The organism is Limisphaera sp. VF-2 (assembly GCF_049537125.1).
Classification (GTDB): Bacteria; Verrucomicrobiota; Verrucomicrobiia; order Limisphaerales; family Limisphaeraceae; genus Limisphaera.
In genome coordinates this window covers 1,279,144-1,295,547 of the sequence record NZ_JBMVQY010000001.1, presented here as the reverse complement: position 1 = coordinate 1,295,547, position 16,404 = coordinate 1,279,144, and the positions used below count along the sequence as shown (strand labels likewise).

The 16,404-nt window shown below is 65.2% G+C and carries 11 protein-coding genes; 4 read left to right on the top strand and 7 right to left on the bottom strand.

Annotated features, from left to right (window positions below; translation table 11 throughout):
* The first annotated feature begins 363 nt into the window (after nt 1-363).
* Together ACPDIT_RS04670 and scpB are read left to right on the top strand one after the other, a co-directional pair.
* Nucleotides 364-1,224: a segregation/condensation protein A gene (locus ACPDIT_RS04670; protein WP_423442008.1), complete on the top strand. Its 861-nt coding sequence runs from the start codon at nt 364-366 to the stop codon at nt 1,222-1,224.
* A gap of 2 nt (nt 1,225-1,226) precedes the next feature.
* Nucleotides 1,227-2,033 carry an SMC-Scp complex subunit ScpB gene (gene scpB / locus ACPDIT_RS04665; RefSeq protein WP_423442007.1) on the top strand — a complete coding sequence of 269 codons (807 nt, stop codon included), beginning with the start codon at nt 1,227-1,229 and terminating at the stop codon, nt 2,031-2,033.
* A gap of 610 nt (nt 2,034-2,643) precedes the next feature.
* On the opposite strand, the gene ACPDIT_RS04660 is transcribed toward scpB, so the two are convergent.
* Entirely contained in the window at nt 2,644-3,981 is a 1,338-nt protein-coding gene (locus tag ACPDIT_RS04660; RefSeq protein ID WP_423442005.1) for an MFS transporter, read from the bottom strand.
* A 405-nt stretch (nt 3,982-4,386) separates the two neighbouring features.
* On the opposite strand from ACPDIT_RS04660, the gene ACPDIT_RS04655 reads away from it, so the two are divergent.
* Nucleotides 4,387-5,487: a PfkB family carbohydrate kinase gene (locus ACPDIT_RS04655; RefSeq protein ID WP_423442003.1), complete on the top strand. Its 1,101-nt coding sequence runs from the start codon at nt 4,387-4,389 to the stop codon at nt 5,485-5,487.
* 218 nt (nt 5,488-5,705) lie between these two features.
* Nucleotides 5,706-6,872 (top strand): glycoside hydrolase family 172 protein, encoded by a 1,167-nt coding sequence (locus ACPDIT_RS04650; protein WP_423442001.1) that lies wholly within the window; start codon nt 5,706-5,708, stop codon nt 6,870-6,872.
* A 57-nt stretch (nt 6,873-6,929) separates the two neighbouring features.
* Here the strand turns inward: ACPDIT_RS04650 and glgA are convergent, their stop codons facing one another.
* From glgA to ACPDIT_RS04620, 6 genes are all read right to left on the bottom strand, one after another.
* Nucleotides 6,930-8,423: a glycogen synthase GlgA gene (gene glgA / locus ACPDIT_RS04645; RefSeq protein ID WP_423441999.1), complete on the bottom strand. Its 1,494-nt coding sequence runs from the start codon at nt 8,421-8,423 to the stop codon at nt 6,930-6,932.
* Nucleotides 8,420-9,721, bottom strand: coding sequence for a serine--tRNA ligase (gene serS, locus ACPDIT_RS04640; RefSeq protein ID WP_423441997.1), 1,302 nt, complete (start codon nt 9,719-9,721; stop codon nt 8,420-8,422). The genes glgA and serS overlap by 4 nt, the downstream gene beginning before the upstream one ends.
* A gap of 54 nt (nt 9,722-9,775) precedes the next feature.
* A complete protein-coding gene (locus ACPDIT_RS04635; RefSeq protein ID WP_423441995.1) occupies nt 9,776-11,491 on the bottom strand; it encodes a hypothetical protein in 1,716 nt (571 codons plus the stop codon).
* Between the two features lie 25 nt (nt 11,492-11,516).
* On the bottom strand, nt 11,517-12,347 hold the full coding sequence (locus ACPDIT_RS04630; RefSeq protein ID WP_423441993.1) for a hypothetical protein: 831 nt from the start codon (nt 12,345-12,347) through the stop codon (nt 11,517-11,519).
* 433 nt (nt 12,348-12,780) lie between these two features.
* On the bottom strand, nt 12,781-14,514 hold the full coding sequence (locus ACPDIT_RS04625; RefSeq protein WP_423441992.1) for a hypothetical protein: 1,734 nt from the start codon (nt 14,512-14,514) through the stop codon (nt 12,781-12,783).
* Between the two features lie 311 nt (nt 14,515-14,825).
* Entirely contained in the window at nt 14,826-15,962 is a 1,137-nt protein-coding gene (locus ACPDIT_RS04620) for a hypothetical protein (RefSeq protein WP_423441990.1), read from the bottom strand.
* Between the last annotated feature and the right edge of the window lie 442 nt (nt 15,963-16,404).

The following is a 16,404-nucleotide window of genomic DNA, read 5'->3' as shown; positions in this document are numbered from 1 at the left end:
AGTGTCCGGATCGCAGTCCCGTTCAGCTGCACCCGCACTCGCGCATGTTCGGGCGCGCAGCATAACGGAGCACCGAGAGATTGACCAGCCCGGAAAACGCAGCCGTCGTTCCCGGACACGGTCCCGACCTGGCAAACCCACGCAGAGGGCCCTCCTGCCACCCCGAATCGTGCAGTCAGACCCGCCGGCTCCCATGACCCGCGCCCTCGGCCCGGCGCAGCCGTCCCCGACAGAACTCGTCCTCGCGCCCGGGACCCGCCCGGCTGCCCACCTGCCGACTCCAGCCATGCCGACGGTTGCCAAGCCCCCGGCCCCGGCCTACGATGCTCCGGACACCTGCGGCCGGCGGGGTCGCCGCGTCTCATGGCGGAATACAAGGTCACATTCGAGGTCTTCGAGGGCCCGCTCGATCTCCTCCTTTACCTCATCAAAAAGGAGGAGGTGGACATTTACGAGGTCAACCTCACCCGTCTGGCCACTCAGTTCCTCGAGTACCTCGATTTAATGCGGGAACTCGATCTCGATGTGGCCGGCGAGTTCATCGTCATGGCGGCCACCCTGATCTACATCAAAAGCCGCGAACTGCTCCCGGTGGATCAGCAAACCACCCTGGAGGACGAAGAGGAAGGGCCCGATCCTCGTTGGGAACTCATCCGCCAGCTCGTCGAATACAAAAAATTCAAAGATGCCGCCGCTCAACTCCAGGACCTCGAGCACCGACAGGAAAGGGTTTATCCCCGCAGACCTGCGCCCGTGGAAATTGCTCCCGCTCCCGTGCCGCCCGCTGCCCGCGCTTCGTTGTTCGACCTGCTTGCCGCGCTCCAGCAGGTTCTCAAGCGACTGGCTGAACGGCCGCAAGCCGAGGAAATTGTCGACGACCCCTGGACTGTCGCCGGTCAGATGCAACACATCCTCGCCGTGTTGACCCAACGTCCCCGGATCACCTTCAGCGAATTGTTCCAGCCCATGGCCCATCGCTCGCAGATCGTCGCCACCTTCCTGGCTCTGCTGGAACTCATCCGACTTCAACAGGTCGCCGCGATGCAGTCGGAGGCCTTCGGCGAAATCGAGCTGGTCCGACGCCAGCCGGACCCTGACCTGGGCGCCCCATCCCGCGTCATCCCTGATTCCCCCCTGCAAGAGCCGAGCCCGGCGCCGGCGCCCGTCACGCCCTCGGAAAATCCGCCCTGTCCAAGAGCGGAACCCTCTTCAACTTCTGCTTGAGCATGGAACTGAGATCGATCTTGGAAGCGCTGCTTTTTGTGTCCCAAAAGGCGCTGTCCCCGCGCGAAATCAAAGAGGTCCTCGCTCAAACGGCCGCCGCGGAGGATGCGCCCCCGGAGGCCCGCCCCTGGCGCAAAGTCTCGGAGGGCGACATCGAGGCGGAGTTGAACGCTCTGGCCACCCAATACGAGCAGGCCGGACACAGCTACGGCCTCGTTTGCGTGGCGGGGGCATGGCAGTTTGTCTCCAAGCCCGAGTTCGCTCCCTGGATCCGCACCCTGGTTGGCGTCAAAGCGCGGCCCCCGCGCCTGTCCCAGCCCGCCCTCGAGACCCTGGCCATCATCGCCTACCGCCAGCCGGTCACCCGGGCAGAAATCGAACAAATCCGCGGCGTCAACGTGGACGGCGTGATGCAAACCCTCCTCGAGCGTGGCCTCATCCAGGAACTGGGTCGCGCTGAAACCGTCGGGCGGCCCATGACCTACGGCACCACGGACCTGTTCCTCGAGTACTTCGGCCTGCGGAGCCTGGAAGACCTCCCCGCGGCCGATGAACTCCGCCGATGGACGCCCCCCGCACCGGTTGCGGCGGGTTCGGAAAGCGCCCCGGCCGCTTCGAACACGGAGACGAGTTCCTCCATGGCGGATGCCCGGCCGGCCTCAGAAGCTGCCGCCCCAGAGTCCTCCGCCTCCGGAACCGAGGGCCCATCCCCGCAGCTGTTGTCCCCCCACACCTCTCCACTTTCTGAGTCCACCTCTGCAGCGGCGTCAGACTCCATGGTGGCTCCGTCTGACCCGCCCCGATCCTGACCGGTCAGCCTGGCGATAGCCTCCTTGGCGTTGAGCCGGTCCGTAGCCGCCGCCGTAAAGCGGCGGACCGGGGATCCAGAATGCGAACCAACGCTCACCATGGATCTCCACCGCATGAGCACAGCGGATGACGAGCTGATCCGCCGGCTCCCGTCGGCGGCTAGGAATGTTGAATGTCCTGTAGCCGCCGCAAGGCGGCGGGCGCAGGATCCATCCCAACCGTCTCTCGGGATTCGTAGCCACTGCGGGAACGCGGTGAACCTGGGCTGAACCGCCGCCAGAAGTCCTTTAGTAGCCGCCGCGGGAACGCGGCGGACGATTTCGCGGATGAGCTTTCTTGCGGGCCCGCATCGACAGCCACGGATCGGGAGTCGGTAGCTGCCGCCATTAACGCAGCGGAACCAAAATCCGAGTCCAAACCATGGGTCCGCACAGCAGCCACCGGGCGATGCGGCAGACCATGCGCCGAAAGAAGCCCTGCCGTTCCCCAGAGCACCGGCCCAGGCCGGTGATTGAAAGAAGGGTTTCCGATGTGGAATACCTTTCCCCGGCTGCCAGAGGGCCAACCCCTTGCCGGTTCCTGTCCACGGCCCGGGCTCGGGCCTCCTCTTCAGGTGGCCCGCCCCGCCGCCTCCGGCGGGGTCGCTTCCTCTGCGGGCGGAAGGGCAGGTGGGCGGAACAACAACGCCAGGGCCCCGGCTGCCAGCACGGAAATCACCGTCGGAACCAGAAACATCGCCCGATAATCCGTCAGACCGTCCCGGGTAAAGACCTCCTGCCGCAACCACGGACAGACAAAATTCGCCGCAATGTTGCCAAAGCCGAAGATCATCATGTTGAACAACCCCTGCGCACTGGCCCGACTGTCTTTCGGGAAATACGCGTCGACAAAGATGTACACGGTGGCGAAGAAGAAGGCATAGCAGATCCCGTGCAACATCTGCACCAGGATGATGAACACCTGGTTCTGCGGGAAGAAAGCGTACACGGCAAAGCGGGCCGTATGCCCCAGAATCCCCAGCACCATGGTGGTGCGCCAGCCCAGCCGTTTCAGCGTCACGCCCAGGATGAGCATGGTCAGGATCTCCATGACCTGACCGATGCTCATCACCGGCATGATCCAGTTGCCCGGAATTCCCGGCCCGCCCTGTTGCGGCTCGGTGGCCAGGAACAAACCGGTCCAGTTGAAATACGCGTACAACAGAAACGCGTCCACAAAAGTCACCAGCCAAAGCACCAGCACGTAGGGCTTGCGCAGCAGGCGCATTGCCTTGAGCCACGCCAGGCGGTCCGCGGTTTCGGCCGCCTTTTTCGGGGGCGTGTGGGGCAGGGTCAGGCTGTAAGCGGCCAACACCAGGGAGGTCACTCCCGCCACGATGAACGTGGAACGAATGGCCTGGAACAGCTCGGGCCCCGTCAAGCCGTGACCGAGCACCGTGCTCAACCACTCGATCCACCCCTTCGGCTGCGCCGCGCGCACCGCCTCCCAGTCCACCAGAATGAACGTAAATGGCCAGGCGGCCAGCACCCATCCGATCGTTCCCCCCATGCGGACCGGACCGAACTCGCGCTGCGGATCCTTGATGTGCGCAAAGGCAATCGAGTTGCAGATCGAAATCGTGGGCACATAGAGGAGACAGTGGACCAGCATCAGCAGGAAGAACGGCCAGAAGGATTTCGTGAACGCCAACCCCAGCATGGCCAGCCCGCCCACCAGATGACTGAAGGCCAGGAACCGTTCCGCGGCAAAGTTGCGGTCGGCAAACTGGTTGCTGAAAAACATCCCCACGATCGCCGCCAGCGGAAACGCGTTCAGGATCCAGGACTGTTGCAACGGACTGAATCCAAGGCTGGGCAGATAGGAGTAAATCAGGGGCAACCATGCACCCCAAATGGCAAACTCCAGAACCATCATGCCGAAGAGCTTGAGGCGGACGGGACTGCTCATAAGCGCGGCCAGCTTAGGCTGTCGCTCGGGCACGGAGCAAGCTCCGGCCCGTCCCCGCTTGCATCTCTCCCGCCGCATCCATGCTGGTTAGCCGGATCCGGCGGCACCGAACCACGGGACAGCGCCACCTCCGCGCCCAGCTCCGGTCCAAGGACCGAAATCCCAGCGCGGATCTCGGGCCACTCCGACTTCAGCGAAAGGGACGCCTGCCGAGCAGCGTCAAAGATCGCCCGTGGCCCTCGCAAAAACCATCGGAGACGACGGTGCACCGGCCAACCGGAACCGACGCTTGGGGGAGGCCGGACGCCTCGATTTCGCCCCCGGTGCAAAACAGATTGAAGCCCCCCGGCCCGAACCGGCATGTTGGAGCCCGCCGCAAGGGCGGCAGAGACTCATTTCACAACCATGAGCGTGCTGAACCTCAAACCGGCAAACGCGTGCACATACGACCTGGTGGCACTGGGCGAGATCATGCTCAGACTGGACCCCGGCGAGGGCCGGATCCGCACCGCACGGTGGTTCCGCGTCTGGGAGGGGGGCGGCGAATACAACGTGGCCCGCGGACTGCGCCGCTGTTTCGGCCTGCGCACCGCCGTGTGCACCGCGTTCGTGGACAATGAAGTGGGCCGCCTGCTCGAGGACTTTGTGCTGCAAGGGGGCGTCAGCACACAGTTCATCTTGTGGCGGCCGTTCGACGGCGTGGGCCGGGCCGCCCGCAACGGTCTCAACTTCACCGAACGCGGCTTCGGCGTCCGCGCCGCCCTGGGGGTGTCCGACCGCGGCCATTCCGCCGCCAGCCAGTTGCGGCCCGGCGACTTCGATTGGGACGACATCTTCGGACGCATTGGCGTCCGCTGGTTCCACACCGGCGGCATCTTTGCCGGGTTGAGCGAGAGCACCGCCGCGCTCACCCTGGAAGCGGTGCGGAAGGCGCGCGAGCACGGGGTCGTGGTCAGCTACGACCTCAATTACCGGCCCAGCCTGTGGAAGGCGGTCGGGGGCCAGGCCCGCGCCCGCGAGGTCAATCGGGAAATCGCCCGTTACGTGGACGTCATGCTGGGCAACGAGGAAGACTTCACCGCCTGTCTCGGCTTCGAGGTGGAGGGTGCGGACGCCGAGCTGCTTCACCTGGACGTCACCGCGTTCCGGCGAATGATTGAACGCGTCGTTCGCGAGTATCCCAACTTCAAGGCCGTGGCCACCACTCTCCGCGCCGCCAAAACCGCCACCCGCAACGATTGGGGCGCCATCGCCTGGGTCAACGGACGCTTCTACCAGAGCCGGCCGTACCCCGATCTGGAGATCCTCGACCGGGTCGGTGGCGGCGACAGTTTCGCCTCCGGCTTCATCTACGGACTGATGACCTCGGACGATCCCCAGCGGGCGGTCGAATACGGGGCCGCCCACGGTGCGCTGGCCATGACCACCCCCGGCGACACCTCCATGGCCTCGCTGGCCGAGGTGGAAAAGCTGGTGGCCGGCGGCAGCGCCCGCGTCCAGCGCTGAGGGCTTCCGTCCCCCGAGCGGTGGGTCGCGCGGACCGAACCGGAGCGCCAACGCCGGTCGTTTCCCCGCGTCCCAGCCGGCCCCGCATGCCCGGCTGGTTGGCCGCGGCCCACGAAGAGTTGCCTCCCCTTCCACGGCCTGTCAGTCTGACCTCGACAGGGGCCGGCTGAGCCGGCCGTGACCGCATCAACCATCACGCCACGACACCGCCAACGACCATGAAACCGCCACGTTTCCTCGAGCTCGCTCTGACGGGCCTGGTCTTCCTCCAAACCGCCTCTGCTGCCGAACCGCCCTTCAATGGCATCGGCGTGCATCTGGGCAACCTCTTCCGTCTCTCTCATGCCCAATCCCGGTCCATCAGCCCGGAGAATTTCACCGGGGAAAAAGGCAGGGGCGGCATGTCCATCGACGGCCCCGCCCGCGACGCCGCCCGCGATTTGGGCCAGGGATGGAAGATCTCCCCCTACGTTCGGCTGGCGCCCGGGACCAACTTTGTCCTGGCCGACATCCAGGGTCCGGGTTGCATCCAGCACATCTGGCTGACGCCGGCGCCGCTGGATCGAACTCGTTTCATGATCCTGCGCTTTTACTGGGACGACGAACCCGAACCTTCCGTGGAAGTGCCGTTGGGCGATTTCTTCGCCTGCGGGTGGGCACGCTACTGCCAGATCAATTCCCTGGCCGTGTGCGTCAACCCGGGCAGCGCATTCAATTGCTACTGGCCCATGCCCTTCCGGAAACGCGCCCGGGTCATGCTGGAAAACCTCAACGACGGCCCCATCACCATCTATTATCAGATCGACTATGTGCTGACCGACGTCCCTGAAGACGCCGCCTATTTCCATGCCCAATTCCGGCGCGAAGATCCCCTGAAGGAACCGGGCATTTACACCATCCTCGACGGGGTCGAAGGCCGGGGCCATTACGTCGGCACCTACCTCGCTTGGGAAGTGCACAGCACCGGCTGGTGGGGCGAGGGGGAGGTAAAATTCTACATCGACGGCGACCGGGATTTCCCCACCATCTGCGGTACCGGCACCGAGGATTATTTCTGCGGCTCGTACAACTTCGACACCGTCGGGCCGGACGGAAAACGCCGGTACACCGAGTTCTCAGGGCCCTACACGGGCCTGCCGCAGGTAATCCGGCCCGATGGCCTGTACGACTCCCAACAGCGGTTCGGGCTGTACCGCTGGCACATCCCGGATCCCATCCGATTCCAGAAGGATCTCCGCGTCACCATCCAGGCCCTGGGATGGCGGTCCGGAGGCCGTTATCTCAAGTTGCGCGACGACATTGCCTCGGTTGCCTACTGGTACCAAACCGAGCCGCACAAACCCTTCCCCAGGCTGCCCTCCCGGGACGATTTGGAATTGAAGTGACCCGTGCCCGCCCACGCGGGGCCGTGCGCCCGGGCCAATCGGGGGCCGGGCTGCGCCTCAGGGAGCCGCCCCGCAGGCGCACGCCTCCCGATACACCTCCACGTAAGCGGCGGCCGTCCGATCCCAGCTGAAGTCGGCGTTCATCCCGTTGCGCTGATAGCGTCGCAACAGATCCGGATGCTGATACAGGACCAGGGCCTTGCGAATGGCATGGGCCAGGGCGGCGGCACTGTATTCGTGGAATTTGATGCCATTGGCTCGCGCCACCGATTCCCGCGCATCAATCACGCTGTCGTCCAGCCCCCCCACGGCCCGCACGATCGGTACCGTGCCGTAGCGGAGGCTGTACATCTGGTTCAACCCGCAGGGCTCGAAGCGCGACGGCATCAGATAAAAATCACAACCCGCCTCGATCCGGTGCGCCAGGCCGGCATCGAATCCGATGCGCACGGCCACCCGGTCGGGATAACGCGCCTGCAAGCGCCGCAGCGCCTCGGCATACCCCGGGTCCCCGCTCCCCAACAACACAAACCGCATGGGCGCCGCCAGCATCTCGTGCAGGGCCGGCAGTAAAATGTCCAGCCCCTTCTGCTCCGCCAGGCGCGTCACCGACCCGAACAACGGCAGCGGCGGCTCCACCGGCAATCCCATTTCGCGCAACAGCGCCGCCTTCACCACCGCCTTGCCGCTCAGATCCCGCACCGAGTACGAGGCCGGCAGATGCGGATTCCGTTCCGTGTTCCATTCCTCGTAATCCACCCCGTTGAGGATCCCCCGCAGATGCGCCTGCCGCCGGCGCAGCAACCAGGCCAATCCCTCGCCAAATTCCTCCGTCAAAATCTCGCGGGCATAGCGCGGACTCACCGTGGTCAGACGATCCGCCGTGGCGATACCGGCCTTCAGGCAATTCAATTGACCATACGCCTCGGCGCAATCCGCCCGGAAATAGTCCCAGGGCAGATTCGTCAACGCATAAGTCGCCCCGGGGAAAATGCCCTGGTAGGCCAGGTTGTGAATCGTCAGACAGGTGCGCGGCGCCGTGGCCCAACCTTCCCGCGTGCGCAGGTGCATCAGCAACAACGGGACCAGGGCCGTCTGCCAGTCGTGCACATGCACCACCTCGGGTTGCCACGGGAGGTAGCGCGCCAGATGCACCACGCATTTGCAGAAAAAGATGAACCGCTCGGCGTTGTCCGCGTAATCCACGCCGTTCTCGTTGTACAGCCCCTCCCGGTCGAAATACGCGCCGTGCCCGATGAAGTACACCGTCAGGCCGGGCTGCGGCTCGTGCACCCACAGCTCCGCGTCCACGCGGCGATCGCCCAGGGGCAGATCGAAGCGCCAGTCGCGCCGTTGCAGGTCCGGGAAACGCTCGCGCACGCCGCGAAACAACGGCTTCACGATGCCGACCCGGTGACCGGCTCGGGCCAGCGCCCGGCCCAGTGCCCCGGTCATGTCCGCCAGCCCGCCCGTCTTGGAGTAGGGATGCACCTCGCTGCTGGCCAGCAGCAGCCGCAACGGAGTGGATGCGGAAGCGCGGGGCTCGCTCACGGGACAATCTGTTCCTCCTGAAAAAACGGCTGCAACGCCGCCGGGATCCGCACGCTGCCGTCCGCCTGCTGATAGGTCTCCACCAGCGCCACAAACAACCGCGCCAGCGCCGTGCCACTGCCGTTCAAGACATGAGGATGCCGATTCTGCCCCTGCGCATCCTTGTAACGAAGCCGCATCCGACGGGCCTGAAAATCCTCGCAGTTGGACACACTGGAGACCTCCAGATAAGCCCCTTGCCCGGGGGCCCACACCTCCAGGTCATAGGTTTTGGCGCTCGCAAAGCCCAGATCCCCCGTGCACAACAGCACCACTCGATAATGCAAGCCCAGCGCCTGCAACACCCGCTCCGCATGCCGCACCATCTCCTCGTGCGCCTCATAGCCGCGCTCCGGGGCCACGATTTGAATCAGCTCCACCTTGTCGAACTGGTGCATCCGAATGAGCCCCCGCGTGCCCACGCCCGCAGCGCCCGCCTCACCCCGAAAACAGGGCGTGTAGGCACAGTAACGCAGGGGCAGATCGCTCTCCCGCAAAATCTCCTCCCGATGCAGATTGGCCACCACCGTCTCCGCCGTGGGGATCAGATACAGTTTCCCCAGCTGCGCCGGGTCGTCCCCTTCGGCCACCCCGTAGTACTGATCCTTGAACTTCGGAAACTGGCCCACGCCCTCCAGACAGGCCGGCCCCACCATCAACGGCGGCCACACCTCCGTGTATCCATGCTCCCGCGTATGAAGCTCCAGCATGAACTGAATCAGCGCCCGCTCCAGGCGCGCGCCCCGGCCCGTGTAAAGCGCAAAGCCACTGCCGGAGACCTTGGCCGCCCGCGCAAAATCCACCAACCCCAACCGCTCGCACAGCTCCACATGCGTCCGGGGCGCGAATCCAAACGTCGGACGGTCGCCAAAGGTCCGCACCACCGGGTTGTCCGCCGAGGATCGCCCCATTGGCACACTTGCATGCGGGAGGTTCGGCATCCGCAACAACAGCGCGTCCCGGGCACTGTCCACCTCCGCCACCGCGCGATCCAGTTCGGCTATCCGATCGCCCAGCGCGCGGGTCTCCTGTTTCCGCGCCTCCGCCTCGGCCGTCTTTTGCTCGGCCAACAGTCGCCCAATCTCCTTGGAGACGCGATTGCGCTGGGCCTTCAGCGATTCCACCTCGGCCAACAGCTTGCGCCGACGCTCATCCAGCGCCAGCAACTCATCCACCAGGGCTTCATCGCCCCCGCCCCGCGTGGCCAGCCGTTGACGCACAAAATCCGGTGCCTCTCGAATCAGCTTGATGTCGAGCACATGCGCATTATAGGAAGGCCCACCCGAGCGGCAAGGAACCTCCCGCCGACGCGCTCAACGTCCGGCCCCGCGCGTCACCACGGGGACCTTGTGCCACCGGCCGTTCTCCCAGTACACCACCCCTTCGGAGGTCGTCCGGCGCGCCGGGATGCCCACCGAACGCAGACCCGCCACACACAACAGTTCAAACCCGCGGGCCGTTGCCCAGCCCAGGGACCACATGCGCCGCAGATCGCTATCTTCCCCCCACCAACCGGTGCCCACCTGGCTCCGGAGATACCCCACCACCACTCCCACAGCGCTCGAAATGGTCGGCTCCTTTCGCACCCGCGGATACAACCGCTCCCACAACCACCGCCGCCACTCCAACTCACCGTCGTCTTCATCGCTCAGCCGCGGGTCCAGTACCCAACGTTCTTCCACCTCCTTCGGCAAACCCCACGGCAGCAGCAAACGGTTGTATGCCACCAAATGCGCGTGTTCCCACGCCACACGCCACGGCCGGCCCCGCCAGTCCATCCGCCGCATCAACCGGTCCCAGTCTGCCCTCTCCTCGTCCGCGACCAACCGTTTCCGCGCCCACCCGGCCGTCCCTTCATCGGCGGGCGATTGCAGCAGCCCCCAATGCAGCCCGTGCCAGACCAGCGCAGCGAGAGCCAGCAACAGGGCCCCAACGCGTATCACCCGCAACGTCCGATTCAGCCCCGAGCCCTCCACGGCTCGACCCGCGCCCGGGGAAGGTCCGGATCGCGTCTTTTCTCGCTTCAGCCACACCCCCATGCCGATCGCCCATGCCAGGGACGGCAGCAACCCCATCCACCAAGGTCCGCGATCGACCGGCGCGGTCCACGACATCGCGTGGCGAGCGACCTCTCCGTATCCCCACAATCGCCAACACGCCTCGCCGGCGACCCGGAACAGGAGCCGATCTTGGTCCAACCCCACATGCGCAAGCGGCATCACATGCGTCACACCCACCCGGGCTCCCGTGCGGCGCAATTCTTCCTGCCCCTCCTCCAACGAAGACTCCGCGCGCCCCGGCGCCCAGCCGCCCCAAATCCATTCGCCAGATCCCAAACGGCTCCAGACATCGCCTTCTTTGTCCGAATCCCGAAACATCGCCAACATCGCCAGCAATCCCGACGTTGGCCCCGACTCGACGCACACCCAGGGATCCGCCAAGTCCTCCCTGGCAAGAAAACGCAGGACCGCCGCTGCCGCTCCGCCGTGGGCCACCCACACGGCGCGTCCCCCGCCACACTCCCCCCAACCCAACAACCACGCCTTCACCGCGGCCAGGCTCCGCATCGCCTCCGCTTCATCCCCGGCATTCAACGGGACTGCAACCACCCGCAAGCCCACTCCTGCCAACTGCACCGCGTGCGCTCCCCACGACGGCCACGACTGCCCCGGCTCCGGCGCGTAAATCACCCACGGCCCCTTCGGCCCCGCACCCCGGGGCTCGACCCACCAAATCTCCCGCCGCCTTCCCGCGTCGTCCCGGAGCCGCACCCTTTGTCTCTCGAATTCGTCGCCGCCTTTGGCCCAAACCCATAACCCGGCCCAGGCCAACCCAATCAAGCCCATCCACCACACACGCCAACCTGTCGGCAATCCCGGCGAACGGTTGCCTTCTTGCAACCATCCGAAAGCCGACGCCAACGCCAACAACGACCACACCCACGCCCCGGCGCCCACCGTTTCCAATCCCGGCCAAAAGCAGAATCCAGTGAGCAATACGGCCGCGCCCGCCAGCGCGGTCCCTGCCAAACGGCGACCTGCCTCCTGCTCCGCCTCAGTTCCCCACGGCCCGCGCTCGATTGGCCGTCCCAGGGTCCCCGCGGCCATTGCCAGCAAAACCAACCCCGGCCAGCCACATTGCACCACCAGCGACAGATAGGCGTTCTGTCCGATTGCCCCGAAATCCGCCGGTCCGTCCCTGCCATACCATGAACGGTGCACGGCCCCGGGCGAGATCCAACCCCAACCCCATCAAAAGACCGGCCTCGTTCGGATGTCCCCAAAACCCCGACCACCTTTCCACATCCCGATACCGAATCGGCGAACCCTCCGGAGACGTCCTTGTGCCCAGAAAAGCCAGCCAGCCCACCAGCAACCCCAACAGGTACAACCCGCGCCCCAACCGGGGCCGCTGCCACCCGCCCCCGACCCACCACCACATCCCCCAGCCCAATGCCGCGCCCGCCAGCCATGCCACATAACCCACGGCCCCTCCGGCCTCCCTGTAACTTCGGACATAACTCACCCCGCCCCAAAGCAGTGCCAGCGTCAGCCATAGCCAGCCATCTCGCCACCGGACTGCTTTTCTTGCCTGCATTCGCCACGCAATCACCCCAAAACCCGCGAGATACAAGGCCAGTGTGACGGAAATCATCCATTGCGTATGCGGGTCGGCGACCCAGGCCCACAGATCTCGAAAGTGCTCCGCCCCCGCCGGGCTGACCGCTCCCCGGCGGGCGAGGGGCTCGAACGTCAACGCCAACCCGACCGCCCCCGCCCAACCTGCCCCGGCCAAAATCCCCTGCCCGAGGCGCCCACCGGCCAAAGCCCCGCTCCTGCCCGTCACGTCAGAGTTACCTTCCCGCGTTCGAGGATCGACGCCCATGGTCATGCGCACGACCCGCCTGTTTCAACCGGTTGTGCCGAATGCAGGTATCCCGCGATGGTCGATTCCTTTGGCCTTCCCGCTCCCGAGATATCCAAAACTCGGCGAACTCTGACATCGAGCCCTGCGTAAACGGGCAGCCCGGCTTGTCAGTAACGGTGTTCCTCCCGGGATCGAGCGGCCCCGCCCGGCCGGCTCGGAATCCCGCTCCTTTGCCTTCCACCCCACCACAGCCTCCGGGAAAAGGCCGGCGCCCACAAGAGCGGGCGCGCTCGGAAACGAACTGATTCTGCGCCGTTCATGCTTCCGCTCGAGCCCCACTGCCCGCGTCCGGTCGTCCGCGAGCGCCCCGAGTTGAAAGGCCACGACGCACGGACTGCGCCACCGGCTTCCGGGCGGTTCTGCGACGGGCGCTGGCGACGGCGCCAGGTCCTCACCGCCCAAAGACAAAATCCAGAGTCCACAAGGCCCGCTCACGTAAACTGGCCCGGGCGCGGATCACATGACCTCCGTGCGGATGTACGTACCACTCCAAGGGCACACCTGCGCGACAAAATGCCACCTGCTGTCGCTGAAGTTGCGTGCCCAGCCCTTCCTCCTCGCCATAGGTGGCCAGAACCCGACGCGTCAGCCCGGCCCGCGGCCCCGGGAAAGCCACCGGGTTGAACAGCATGATCCCTCGATACCGAGCGGGATACATTTCCGCCAACGTGCTTACCACCGCCGTGCCGGCACTAAATCCAAACAGGTACACCCGATCCACATCCACCGACGGATGTTCCCGCATCAGTCTCTCCACGGCCAGGACGTGATTGGTATGGTCGTACACGGTTTCGATCCGGCTCTGGTCCCATCGATATTTTACCAGGACCACATAGGCACCGGCTTGCGCCAGGGCTTGTGCAGATACCGCATGGGCAATGGGCGTCCACTCGTAAGCCCCCAACCCGATGACGAGCGGATACTTCCGACCTCGCTGGTAACCCGCCGGCGGCAAAAGATCGAAGGACGCCCAATGACCGGCGCCCCGGGGTGCGCGCCCGGCCAACACCGGCTGCAGCGCCGGCAGATTCACCCCCGGCTCCAGCGGCCACCACACGCACGTCAGACGATCCGTCGCGGCTTCATACCGCCACAACCCCGGAGGTTCGTTCGAAAGCGACCCGTGCAGGAACAACACCCGACCCCCTTGCGCCGCGCACAGCCCGTACACCGCTTCCATCTCCAACACGCGGGTTGTGCCTCCCCACCAACCGGTGTGCACGACGGCACGAGGCCGGTTGTTGCGCACACTCCGATAGGCCCATCCCTCCGATCCCTGTAGCCAGCACCCGTCCAAAACCGATTCCTCGTCCACCAATACACGACTTTGCGCACCCCCGGATGCACGCGAACCCCGCACCGCCACCAACTGACTCACCGTCATGCGGTTGGTACGGTAGCTGTACGTCACCAGATACCAATCCCGGACCGGGTCATGATCCAACGCAGTAATCTGGCCACGGTCGTCCCTCCACACCGCCTGCCACCGTCCCGTGCCCAGATCGCCCTCCCACACCGACGTCCTGTCCGCCCACGCAATCCGATCCGGTCCGATCACCCGAAACGCGCGCACCTCGCCGGCGTGCACCGGCAAAAGCCATTCCTGCCCACCCCGCCCTGCGCCCGGCTCAAAGGAATGCTGCTGCAACCTCCCATCCGAGGTTACACACAGCCATCCGCGTCCCTCCATCCATTGCATCCCCACAGGTTTGCCACCGGGATTCATCGTCCGGACACGGCCTCGGTCGGCGTTCCACACCTCCATCAATCCGCCGATGCAGTAGGCCAGTTCCGGTCCGTTCGAGCGCCAGCCCAACAACTGGGTCAAATTGGCGTGGTATCGCCCATCCGGCGTTTCGGCCAGTGACCGGGATCGGCCGTCCCGCAGATCCACGACGGCGATCTCGATCCCGCGTTCCGTGGTACGGACCAGAGCCGCCCAGTTTCCGCTTTCATCCACCAGCGGCGGTTTTTGCAGGATACTCACATGCCCCAATGCCTCTGCGACCGCGATTGCCTTCCGCGGATAGGTGGCCCACACCCACAGCCGCCGTCCCGTCACCGCCAAACTGCACAGGACCACCAATGCCCCGAACACCGCCCACCGGCTCCCTGGACGGCCCATCTTCCGTCCCCGACACCCAAACGGGGCCTTAAAAACGCCGCACTTCATACTGTTCCCCGGGATTCCTTCGCAGGATTCTCCGCCGGATCATGCACCGCCGCAAGTCCGCCCCCACTTCACCAAGATCCCGCCTTCCCCCAGGTCTCGTTGCTTCCGGGCTCGTGTCGCTCTCTCGCCCCGGCGGAGCCACCCGACGTCCGTCGCCCCGCACAACTTTCCCCGGCAGTGTCCGATTTGGGACTCGGCCCGGTCTCAATTTCATTGCGGCTCGGAACGGCCCGGCCCCAGAAACCGCTGAGCGGAGAACCTCCTCAAGATGACAGCCGATCCTGAGATTTTCTGGTCGCGCGCTGCCAGGTGCGAGATACCCAAACCCCCAAGGGCACCAGGGCCAGTGCGCAAAAGATACCCAAGAGTACGGCGCGTCTGCTCCGGGAAACCTCAGGCGGGAGACTCCCCGCGTCGAATGACACCCCTCCGTGCCCACCTCGCCAGGTGTAAAACCGTGCGCGTTGGGCCGCCTCCTCCAAACTCGGCCACACCCCGTTGGTCACGTAATACTCTCCGTGCGCCACCCCCGGCCGCCCCTCCGCAAGTCGGTAGTCCACCACCCGCGCCACCCCTTCCATTCGTGGCGGGCCCACGTGAACAACCCGTTCGAGGAGGTTCGTGATAACTCCCTCAACTCTGCCTTTGAGCGCCGGGGAGCCCGAGGCCTGCGAAGCCTGATCCCACTCACGATACACCAACAGCTCGAATCGGCGAGGAATCCAAAGGCCATGGATCTGCGCCCAATCGCTCGCCCGGTACTCTCCCCCCAGGGCGCCGGGTCGAAGGAAGTCCAAAGGCCGATGTCTCTGTTCGGGACGCTGGCGGAACAGCTCCGGGTGAAAGGGTGCATTGCGCAGGCGTTCCTCACTCACCCGGAAGGCCATGCGAACCGGCAGGGGATAAGCGTCGTTGGTCAAAACGCCTTCCGCCTCATACGCATAGGCAGCCGGATCGCTGCCTGCCGCTCCAAATGGAGGGATCAGGTCCCGCAGGCTACGATCTTTGAAGTAGTGCCCCGAAGCCCACGCAAACCACACTGCGTGCGTCCAGGGATCGAAACCCCACCGGTCATGGACTGGGTGCACCGAGAACAACTGGAGCGGTGGGCGACGGCCATCCGACGGCAGCCTGGGCATTCCCACAGTTACAACGACCGAGGCCCCATCGGATCCATACTCCACGTAATCCGAGTGACGGAACCGACATCGGATAAACCAGCACACATTCGAGACCGCCACGGTAAAGTGCGCACTTCGCGAGGGTTCCCCGGTGTCCTCGAAAACTGAGCCGACCAGGTGCATCGTGGCCACTCCCTCGGCCTGAAACTGCACCTCGGCCGCGTCCGAAAAGCTCCCCGCCCAGCCGACGGCCATGGCGAAGATCCAAAGCCCCACCATCGCTCCTCGCGCCCTTGTTGAGCACGCGCACACATGACTTACCGCTGCCCGACGGAACTCCCGCCGCGCCAAAACCGGGCCTCCGGGACGCCACCCGCTCCGTGCTCTCATAAAACCAGATCACTCACAGCCTGTCGAAGCACGCTCCTGCGGGTAAAATCGCTTTTCCGCACCCATCGCCAGAAGGGGTCGCTGGACAAGACGAAGCCCCGTTCACGAACATGCTATGAATCTCGCGTTGCCCGAGGGGTAACCCTCTCGGGCCAAGTCCTCTCAGCTGCACCCATTGCTCGCTTGGGTGCGCTCGGTAACGGGCCACCAAGCGCCACACTGGCACCCTCCCTGAGCACCTACGCAGTTCGCTTTTTCCACCCAACTCCAGCACGGCCCCGCGGGCGGATCGCACGCAGAATCCCCCTCCACGCAGTCGTGGCATCCATCG

Bases quoted from the DNA above. Each gene is read 5' to 3' on its own strand.
- ACPDIT_RS04670 (WP_423442008.1), top strand. From the start codon at position 364: ATGGCGGAATACAAGGTCACATTCGAGGTCTTCGAGGGCCCGCTCGAT.
- scpB (WP_423442007.1), top strand. From the start codon at position 1,227: ATGGAACTGAGATCGATCTTGGAAGCGCTGCTTTTTGTGTCCCAAAAG.
- ACPDIT_RS04660 (WP_423442005.1), bottom strand. From the start codon at position 3,981: ATGAGCAGTCCCGTCCGCCTCAAGCTCTTCGGCATGATGGTTCTGGAG.
- ACPDIT_RS04655 (WP_423442003.1), top strand. From the start codon at position 4,387: ATGAGCGTGCTGAACCTCAAACCGGCAAACGCGTGCACATACGACCTG.
- ACPDIT_RS04650 (WP_423442001.1), top strand. From the start codon at position 5,706: ATGAAACCGCCACGTTTCCTCGAGCTCGCTCTGACGGGCCTGGTCTTC.
- ACPDIT_RS04630 (WP_423441993.1), bottom strand. From the start codon at position 12,347: ATGGGCGTCGATCCTCGAACGCGGGAAGGTAACTCTGACGTGACGGGC.
- ACPDIT_RS04625 (WP_423441992.1), bottom strand. From the start codon at position 14,514: ATGGGCCGTCCAGGGAGCCGGTGGGCGGTGTTCGGGGCATTGGTGGTC.
- ACPDIT_RS04620 (WP_423441990.1), bottom strand. From the start codon at position 15,962: ATGGTGGGGCTTTGGATCTTCGCCATGGCCGTCGGCTGGGCGGGGAGC.